Here is an 8,951-nt window from a genome sequence, read left to right as displayed (position 1 = left end):
CATAAATATTGGGGGTTCCCCCAAGTAACACTGTTATGGGCGAAATCGCGGGCTGGGTGGCTGGAAACGCGCGCTCCTGTGGCGTTTTGACACTCGAATCGTGCGCTGGGGCTCCTCGCCCGCTCGGACCCGGACCACCGGCCCCCAGCCCGGAACAGCGACCACCCCCGAACCCGGAACAGCGACCCCGGACTGGAACAGCGACCCCCGAACCGGGCCACCGGCCCTCGAACCGGAACAGCGACTGCGGACCGGGCTGCCGCTCCGACTCGCTCCGCAGGCCTCGGCCCGGGCCGCCGGCCGTGCTCCGCCGCCCTCGGCCCAGACCGGCTGGCACCGGGCCTCGCCCAGACCCTCGGTGGTGCTTCGGCCTCACGACCGGACCACCGGCCCACGGCCCCTCGCCGAGCCTCGGTCCGGCGACCCAGCGCGTGGAGCGTCTGGCCCCGGCCTTCGCCCAGCCCCTCGTGCCAGGGCGAGCCTGGCGGCAGAACCGCCGGCCCTGGCCCTCGTCCAGACCATCGTCGGCGCTCCGGCCTGGCGGCCGGAGCGTCCGGCCTGGCGGCCGGAGCGCCGACGAGGTGTGCGAGCGGCGTCATGACGACGAGCGTCGCCCGGGCTCAACAGGGTGGGACGTCGCCGGTGACGTCGACCCTCCCCCGGGGGACGAACCGCTCGTGGCCGATGCGCAGCCACTTGTTGGAGCCGTCCGCGTGCTCACCCGTGGTCTCGCACTCGATCGGGACCTGGGCGCGTGGCGTGGCCATGCCGTTCTCGGTTTCCGGGATGACCTGGGGACGGCTGTGCACGGTGATCACGTCGTCGCCGTTGACCGTCCCGCGTGGACCGGAGCCGGTCCAGACGTAGGTGACCGTGACCCACTCGTTGGCCATGAGGCGCAGGCCGTCCCAGAACATCCCGTCGGCCAGGTCGATGCCCGCCGGGTTGCGCACCGTGCGCCCGAACTGGTCCCTGCCCCCGTTGTGGCCGTCCTCGTACGCGGCCTGCGCCTGGGGCTTGCCCCTCGGCAGGTCCTGCCACATCTCGCGGTCGGCGTTCCAGTGGTCGTCCTTGGTGTTCCACGGCCCCACGTCCCACACCGGCGCCCACTCGCACCGGCCGCTGTCCGCGCAGACGCTCACCGTGTAGTCGCCGGTGTCCCTCGGGGCGAGCCCCCGACGGGAGGGCAGGGCGGCGAAGTGGTCCCGCTCGGCGATGATGTGGCCGTTGGCGGTCTTGCCGCCCACCAGGCCCTCGCGCGTGGCGTAGACCCGGAACGACGCGGGCGGCCCCGGCTTGTCCCCACCGGCCTCCGACGAGGTCTCCTCCTCGCCCTCGCGCGGGGTGGTCGAGGTGGCGTCGGCGGTGAGGCTCAGCCGGCGCAGCTCGGGACCGGCGCCGCCCGCCGGGGCGGACAGCACCGCGCGCGCCTGCACGGTGTTCGTGGCCTCGTCGAGTACGGCGGGGTGGCCGGGTCGGGCCTCGACCCACTCCGTCCACCGGCCGTCGCGCCGTCGTCCCCGCACGTCGACGGCCAGTTCGGCGCCGTGGGGGGTGGCGCCGACCAGCTCGGCGGCGATCCGGTTGACCGGCGCGGCGAACCCGCGCGGCGGGAGCACCATCATCCCGGTGCGCCCCGCGCCGGGGACGCCGACGTCCGCGCGGCCCCGGCCGGCCAACCGCACGGTTCCCCGCTCGACGACGACGTCGCTGTCGTCGCCGTCCACTCTGGACAGGTCGGCGACCCAGGTCGTCGCCGCCGACGCCGTCGGCGGGGAGACCGGGAGCGCGAGCACGCCGACCACCAGCGCGGGGAGCACACGATGCCATGGCACATCAACGACTCGCATGGCAGACGGCTCCGTTCCTGGCGGTTTCGGTACGGTCGCGCGCCGCGCCCCACGGCCGACGCCCGACCGTTCGTCAGGAGAATCCGGACCCCGGGAAACGGCAACTCGGGCCGGCCGCCGGGGAACCCGGAATGCGGAAAACGTCCGCCGCTTTCAGTGCGGAAAGCGACAAAACCCGGTGGCGATCACCTGGTGTGATTACTTCGTTGGAGCGAAAAGACGCCGTACCGCCGTGCGATCAACCTTGCCTGGTCCACGGAGCGGAAGCGCCCGAACGAAGGTCACCCTTTTTGGTGCCGCCGCCCGGCCCACCCGCTCCCGGACCTGGCCGCGCAGCGCGTCCGCGCTGGGCGGGTCCGCCGGGTCCACCGGGACGACCGCCGCCACCACGGCCTGGCCCCACTCCGGGTCGGGCACGCCGACGACGCACGCCTCCAGCACGCCGGGCGTGGCGGCGAGCGCCCGCTCCACCAGGACCGGCGCGATCTTCACCCCGCCGGTGTTGACCAGGTCGTCGACCCGCCCCAGGACCTCCCACCGCCCGTCGTCGCCCCGGCGGCCGAGGTCGCTGGTGCGGAACCACCCGTCGCGGGGCGCGCCGAAGGCCGCGGCGGTGAGGTCGGGTCGGCCCCGGTAGCCCCGCGCCACGGTGGGCCCGCCCAGAACGATCCGGCCGATCCGGCCGATCTGGCCGACCGTTCCGACGTCCCCGACAGAAGCGCTGACGGAAGCGCTGACGGAATCCCCGCCGTCCCCTCCGACGGACTCGTGGGGCTCGGTCCCGTCCAGCTCCAACTCGGTCACCTCGGCGAGCCGCACCCGCGTCCCGTCCAGCGGGATCCCGTCGTAGACGCAGCCGCCGCTGGTCTCGCTCATGCCGTAGGTGGTGACGACGCGCACGCCGGCGGCCTCCGCCCGCTCCCGCAACGCGGGCGGCGTGGCCGCGCCACCCAGCAACACGGCGTCGAAGGCGCGCAGCGCCGCCAGTCCCGCCCCACCCTCGGCGACCAGGCGGGCGAGCTGCGTGGGCACCAGGGACGTGTAATGCGGCCCTCGCCTGGCCAGCAGGGGCGCCGCCGCCGCGGCGAAGCCGTCGGGACGGAAACCGCCCGACGTGTCCATCACCACGGGATCGGTGCCCGCCGTGAGCGAACGCACCAGGACCTGCGTGCCCGCCACGGACCACGCGGGCAACGCGAGGAGCCAGTGACCCGGCCCGCCCAGCCGCGCGTGGGTGGCGTCGGCGGAGGCGCGGAGGGCCCCGGCCGACAACAGCACGCCCTTCGGCTCGCCCGTCGAGCCCGAGGTCGCCACGACCAGGGCCGTCGGGTCGTCCCCGTCCTCGTCCGCCGCCAAGGGACCGCCGCCCAGCGCGGCCGCCAGCCGGTCCGCCGCGGCGCGGTCGTCGGCCGGCACGGGCAGCACGGCCGGCCCCTCTCCCGCGAGCGCTCGGCGCAGCGGGGACAGCAGCAGCGCGCCACCGCCGGTGGGCACCGGCAGCGGGCGCAGCTCGCGGGCCTCGGACCGCACGGACCTGGTCACGGGAACACGATCAGTAGTAGTAGGGGAAGCGCGACCAGTCGGGCGAGCGCTTCTCCAGGAAGGCGTCGCGGCCCTCGACGGCCTCGTCGGTCATGTACGCCAGCCGCGTCGTCTCCCCGGCGAAGAGCTGCTGCCCGACCAGCCCGTCGTCGATGAGGTTGAACGCGTACTTGAGCATGCGCTGCGCCGTCGGCGACTTGCCGTTGATCTCCCGCGCCCACTCCAGCGCGGTGGCCTCCAGCTCGGCGTGCGGGACGACCGCGTTCACCGCGCCCATCCGGTGCATCTCCTCGGCCGAGTAGGCGCGCCCGAGGAAGAAGATCTCCCGCGCGAACTTCTGGCCGACCTGCCGGGCCAGGTAGGCCGATCCGAAGCCGCCGTCGAAGCTGCCCACGTCGGCGTCGGTCTGCTTGAACCTGGCGTGCTCCGCGCTGGCCAGTGTGAGGTCGCACACCACGTGCAGGCTGTGCCCGCCGCCGGCCGCCCACCCCGGCACGACCGCGATGACGACCTTCGGCATGAACCGGATCAGCCGCTGGCACTCCAGGATGTGCAGCCGGCCGGCCCGCGCCGGGTCGATGGTGTCGCCGGTCTCACCGCTGGCGTACCGGTAGCCGTCGCGGCCGCGGATCCGCTGGTCGCCGCCGGAGCAGAACGCCCAGCCGCCGTCCCTGGGCGAGGGGCCGTTGCCCGTGAGCAGCACGCACCCGACGTCCGGGCTCATCCGGGCGTGGTCCAACGCCCGGTACAGCTCGTCCACCGTGTGCGGCCGGAACGCGTTGCGCACCTCGGGACGGTCGAACGCGATGCGCACCGTGCCCTGGTCCACCGCCCGGTGGTAGGTGATGTCGGTGAAGTCGAACCCCTCGACCGGCTTCCACGCGGCGGGGTCGAACAGCTCGGAGACCTGCGGCTCTGGCACGCCTGCGAGGATAGGGGTGTGTCCCCCACTCTTGTCGCCGCGGCACCACCGGCCCTCCGGTGGTCCGCCGGCACGGGGTGGTGCTGGTGAATCCCTCCACGGCGCAGGCCCGGGTCGTCGTCGACGAGCTGGTGCGCAACGGCGTGCGTCACGTCGTGCTGAGCCCGGGATCGCGCAACGCCCCGCTCTCGTTCGCCCTGTACGAGGCGGCTGACGCCGGCCGGCTCCGGCTGCACGTGCGCATCGACGAGCGCAGCGCCTCGTTCCTCGCGCTCGGCCTGGCCGCCCAGAGCCGGCGGCCGGTGGTGGTGTGCTCCACCTCCGGCACCGCCGCCGCGAACTTCCACCCGGCCGTGCTGGAGGCCGACCGGTCCGGCGTGCCGCTGGTCGTGCTCACCGCCGACCGGCCGCCCGAGCTGCGCGCGGCCGGCGCCAACCAGGTCGTCGACCAGCACCGCCTCTATGGCGGCGCGGTCCGGCTGTTCGCCGAGCTGGCCGTGGCCGAGCGGCGCCCGGGGCAGAACTCCTACTGGCGCAGTGAGGTTTGTCGCGCGTGGCATGCGGCACGGGGGGACTGGTGGACCACGGCGGGGCCGGTGCACCTCAACATGCCGTTCCGCGACCCGCTGGTGCCGGAGCCGGGGGACGGCCCCGGCGAGTGGTGCGAGTCGCTGGAGGGTCGGCGGGACGGCCTGCCGTGGACCGAGGTGACCGACCACTTCGCCGCGCCCAGCCTCGTCTGCCCGGGTGAGGGGCGCGGTGTGGTGCTGGTGTGCGAGGGGCAGCCCCGGCTGGCCGTGCGCTGGGCGGAGGAGCACGGGTGGCCGGTGCTGTCCGAGGCCGGCGGGGTCGGCCTGGGCGGGCCGAACGCGATCAGCACCGGCGCCTGGCTGCTGGGCATCGAGGAGTTCCTCGCCGAGCACCACCCCGACCAGGTGGTGTGCGTGGGGAGGCCCACGGTGTTCCGGCAGGTCCAGCGGTTGCTCGCCGACCCGGACGTGGACGTCTACCTCGTGCACGACGGCAACGACTGGCCGGCGCCCGGCCACGACGTCCGCGAGGTCGGGCAGGCCCTGGGCGCGCCGTTCGGGGAGCGGGACCCGGAGTGGCTGGCCGCGTGGCAGGCGGCGGAGAAGGCGGCCAGCGTCGCCCTGCACGCCGCGCTGGACGCGCAGCCGTGGCCGACCGGCCTGCACGTGGCCCGCGAGGTGGTCGACGCCCTCCCCCCGGGGGCGATGCTGGTCCTGGGCTCGTCGAACCCGACGAGGGACGTGGCGTTGGCCGCCCATCCCCGGCCCGACGTGCTCCTGCTCCGCAACCGGGGCGTGGCCGGCATCGACGGCATGGTCTCCACCGCCGTCGGCGCGGCGCTCGGCCACCAGGGGCCGGCCTACGCCCTGCTCGGCGACCTGACCTTCCTGCACGACAGCAACGGGCTGTTGATCGGCCCGGACGAGGACCGGCCCGACCTGACGATCGTCGTGTTCAACGACGACGGGGGCGGGATCTTCTCCCTGCTCGAACAGGGCGCCCCGGAGCACGCGCGCCCGTTCGAGCGCGTGTTCGGCACACCGCACGGCGTGCGGCTGTCCGCCCTCTGCGCCGCGCACGGCGTGCCGCACGTGGCGGCCACCACCCAGGAGGAGCTGCGCGACGCGTTGCGGCCGGCCCCGGGACTGCGCGTGGTCGAGGTCCGCGCTGACCGCTCCCACCTGCGGGAGCTGCACCAGCGCGTGCGCTCCGCCGTCCGCGCCGCCCTGGTCGGCTGAACGTTCGCGAACCTGGTCAGTACCCCGCGCGCGGGTCCTGGCGGAGTCGCGCCTGACCGCCCGGCGTTCTCCTCCCGGGCTCCCCGCGCGGAGGGAGGCGTCGAACGGACGAGCCACGGGCGCACGGCCCGGCGCGCCGCCACGACCGGTCGCGGCCGCCCACGTCCGCCCCTCCTCCCCAGTGGCACCGCGCTGGCCTGCGGAAACAGAGATCGACCAGGTTCGTCCCACTCCGTGACCACCAACGTACGGAGGGTGGCGACCTTCGACGGCGCTCGATACGTTCGGCCGCACGCACCAGCTGACTGGGAGGTTCAGCACGTGGCCGTGAGACACACCCTCCGCGTCGCCGCCGCGGCGACCTGCGCACTCGCCCTGCTGGCGTTGCCGGCGGGCGCCGGGACCGAGGGGCCGGGCTCGGCGGGCGTCGGGGACCCGTACTTCCCCACCGACGGCAACGGCGGGTACGACGTCACCCACTACGACATCCGGCTGAAGTACCAGCCCTCGGACGACCGCCTCCAGGGCACGACGACGATCGTGGCGCGGCCGACCCAGGACCTCACCCGGTTCAACCTCGACTTCGCGCTCAAGGTCAACTCGATCCGGGTCAACGGCGCGCCCGTGCGCACCTTCACCCAGAAGGGCAAGGAGCTCCAGGTCACGCCGGCCACGACGCTGCGCCGCGACAGCCTGCTGACGATCGTCGTCGACTACGCCGACACGCCGTCGCAGGTGAAGGTGGACGGCCAGACCGCGTGGCGCAGGACCTCCGACGGCGCGGTGGCCATCGACGAGCCGCACATCTCGTCGTGGTGGTTCCCCGGCAACGACCACCCGACGGACAAGGCCACGTTCGACATCTCCGTCGCGGTGCCCCAGGGCACCGAGGTGCTGTCCAACGGCGTGCTCAAGAGCAGTCCCACGCAGCACGGCTGGACGCGCTGGAACTGGCGTAGCACCAAGCCGATGGCCACGTACCTGGCGTTCCTCGCCGTGGGCCAGTACGAGATCAACACCAAGACCGGCCACAACGGGCAGCCGTTCGTGACCGCCTACGCGCAGGGGCTCGGCGAGGTCGAGGGCGCCGCCAAGGCGAGCATCGAGCGCACGCCGGAGGTGCTCGACTTCCTGGTCAACCTCTACGGGGAGTACCCGTTCGAGGCCCAGGGCGGCGTCGTGCCGAAGGAGGGGCTGGGCTTCGCGCTGGAGAACCAGACCCGGCCGACCTACAGCCCGGCGTTCTTCCGCGCCGGCGCCAACACCTACGTGGTCGTGCACGAGAACGCCCACCAGTGGTTCGGCGACTCGGTGTCGGTCCAGACCTGGCGCAACGTGTGGCTGAACGAGGGCTTCGCGACCTACTCCGAGTGGCTGTGGTCCGAGGCGAAGGGCGAGGGCACCGCCCAGGAGGTGTTCGACTACGAGTACGCCTCCCGGTCGGCCGACGACCCGTTCTGGCAGGTCCTGCCGGGTGACCCCGGCGCGAACCAGGTGTTCCACAACGCGGTGTACGACCGGGGCGCCATGACCCTGCACGCGTTGCGCACCGAGGTCGGTGACGGCGCGTTCTTCGCCATCATCAAGGACTGGGTGAGCAAGAAGAAGTACCAGAACGGCACGATCGAGGAGTTCGTCGCGCTCGCGGAGAAGATCTCGGGCAAGAAGCTCGACAAGCTCTTCCAGACCTGGCTGTTCACCAAGGGCCGGCCCTCGGTGGGCGAGCAGAGCGGGGTGGCCGCGAGCGCGGCCCAGGCCGCCAGCCAGTTCGCGGCGGCCGCCTCGGCCGGCGACGCGGCGCCGGCCCTGCCCGCGAAGCCCAAGTCGGTCGACAAGATCCGCCAGACCCACGAGACCCTGCACAGCCAGCACGGCGCGGGCAGGTGACGGACTGGCGGACTCCCGCACGCACGGCCTCCCGCCCGGTTCGCCGAACCGGGCGGGAGGCCGTCGGCGTCGTGGAACCGGGGTGCGGTCGGGATCTGGGGCGAGGCCGGGAGCGGGAGCACCTCAACGGCTCTCGGTCACCTGCCAGTAGGGGCCGCCGGTCCAGCTCGCCTCCAGGCGGGACGAGGCGCCCGCCGCCGAGCGGAAGGTGACCACGACCAGGTGCGGCCCGCGCCGCTCCACCTGCGCGGAGTAGCCCGCGCCCGGGGTCGCCGAGACCGCCTCGACCCCGGTCTCGGCGAACCGGACGCCCGCGGTGCCGCCCTTCAGGCCGAAGCTGCGGAGGTAGACCTGCCGCCCGTCCTCCTGCACCCACGCGCCCTCCTGGGGAGGCTTCTGGGGTGTCGGCGTGGGGCGGTCGGGAGTGCGGCGTGGTGTGGTCGTGGCCTGCGCCGTGGTGGTGGTCGCCTGCGTGGTCGTGGGTGTGGGGCTGGCACTGGTCGGCGTCGGGGTCGGTGTGTCCGACGTGGTGAGCACCACCGTGTGCGTGGGCGCGGCGAGCCCGGCGTGCAGGTCGAAGCGTTGCGGCAGGGTGGCGCCGAAGACCGAGCGCACACCGAGCCAGGACAGGCCCACGGCGCATGCGGTCACCGCCAGCCACGCCGCCACGTACCGGATGCGCACCCACACCCACCTCATCCCGCCGGCCGTCGCCTGGGCGCCGCCGACGCGCGGGCGTCGACCGCGACACCACCGCCGGGGCGTCGGCCCTCGGCCGCGTCGGAGCCTATTCGAACCGGCGCCGCCGTGATCGACCGCCGCCCCTCCCGCGCCCGTCGATATCGCGCTATTCCGGATAGCGGTCCCCTTCTGAGCAGGGAATCTTTCACCGCTTCACGGAGGGGGCGAACGGGCGTTTTGTGACGTCAATTCTGGCCGGGGTCGGAGGAAAGAGCGGCCCTGGCCCCGCCCTCGACGCGC

General features: G+C 73.9%; 6 protein-coding genes. 2 read left to right on the top strand and 4 right to left on the bottom strand.

The window, feature by feature from the left end:
* Nucleotides 1-620 precede the first annotated feature (620 nt).
* The 3 genes from LX15_RS20730 to LX15_RS20720 all read right to left on the bottom strand — a co-directional run bounded on the left by LX15_RS20730 (nt 621) and on the right by LX15_RS20720 (nt 4,314).
* Nucleotides 621-1,850, bottom strand: coding sequence for a DUF8814 domain-containing protein (locus LX15_RS20730; RefSeq protein ID WP_253671274.1), 1,230 nt, complete (start codon nt 1,848-1,850; stop codon nt 621-623).
* 198 nt (nt 1,851-2,048) lie between these two features.
* Nucleotides 2,049-3,359: an AMP-binding protein gene (locus LX15_RS20725; protein WP_372502764.1), complete on the bottom strand. Its 1,311-nt coding sequence runs from the start codon at nt 3,357-3,359 to the stop codon at nt 2,049-2,051.
* Nucleotides 3,360-3,402: 43 nt separating this feature from the next.
* Nucleotides 3,403-4,314, bottom strand: coding sequence for a 1,4-dihydroxy-2-naphthoyl-CoA synthase (locus LX15_RS20720; RefSeq protein ID WP_253671273.1), 912 nt, complete (start codon nt 4,312-4,314; stop codon nt 3,403-3,405).
* Nucleotides 4,315-4,400: 86 nt separating this feature from the next.
* On the opposite strand from LX15_RS20720, the gene menD reads away from it, so the two are divergent.
* Both menD and LX15_RS20710 read left to right on the top strand, forming a co-directional pair.
* On the top strand, nt 4,401-6,083 hold the full coding sequence (gene menD / locus LX15_RS20715; protein ID WP_253671272.1) for a 2-succinyl-5-enolpyruvyl-6-hydroxy-3-cyclohexene-1-carboxylic-acid synthase: 1,683 nt from the start codon (nt 4,401-4,403) through the stop codon (nt 6,081-6,083).
* A 321-nt stretch (nt 6,084-6,404) separates the two neighbouring features.
* Nucleotides 6,405-7,970, top strand: a complete 1,566-nt coding sequence (locus LX15_RS20710; protein ID WP_253671271.1) for a M1 family metallopeptidase — start codon at nt 6,405-6,407, stop codon at nt 7,968-7,970.
* Between the two features lie 123 nt (nt 7,971-8,093).
* On the opposite strand, the gene LX15_RS20705 is transcribed toward LX15_RS20710, so the two are convergent.
* Nucleotides 8,094-8,654: a hypothetical protein gene (locus tag LX15_RS20705; protein WP_253671270.1), complete on the bottom strand. Its 561-nt coding sequence runs from the start codon at nt 8,652-8,654 to the stop codon at nt 8,094-8,096.
* Between the last annotated feature and the right edge of the window lie 297 nt (nt 8,655-8,951).

This window comes from Streptoalloteichus tenebrarius, from assembly GCF_024171885.1.
Taxonomy (GTDB): domain Bacteria; phylum Actinomycetota; class Actinomycetes; order Mycobacteriales; family Pseudonocardiaceae; genus Streptoalloteichus; species Streptoalloteichus tenebrarius.
The sequence above is the reverse complement of the archived record's forward strand: the minus strand, read 5'-3'. Positions and strand labels throughout refer to the sequence as shown.

Excerpts from the sequence above, each read along its gene's own strand:
- LX15_RS20730 (WP_253671274.1), bottom strand. The coding sequence starts at position 1,850 with ATGCGAGTCGTTGATGTGCCATGGCATCGTGTGCTCCCCGCGCTGGTG.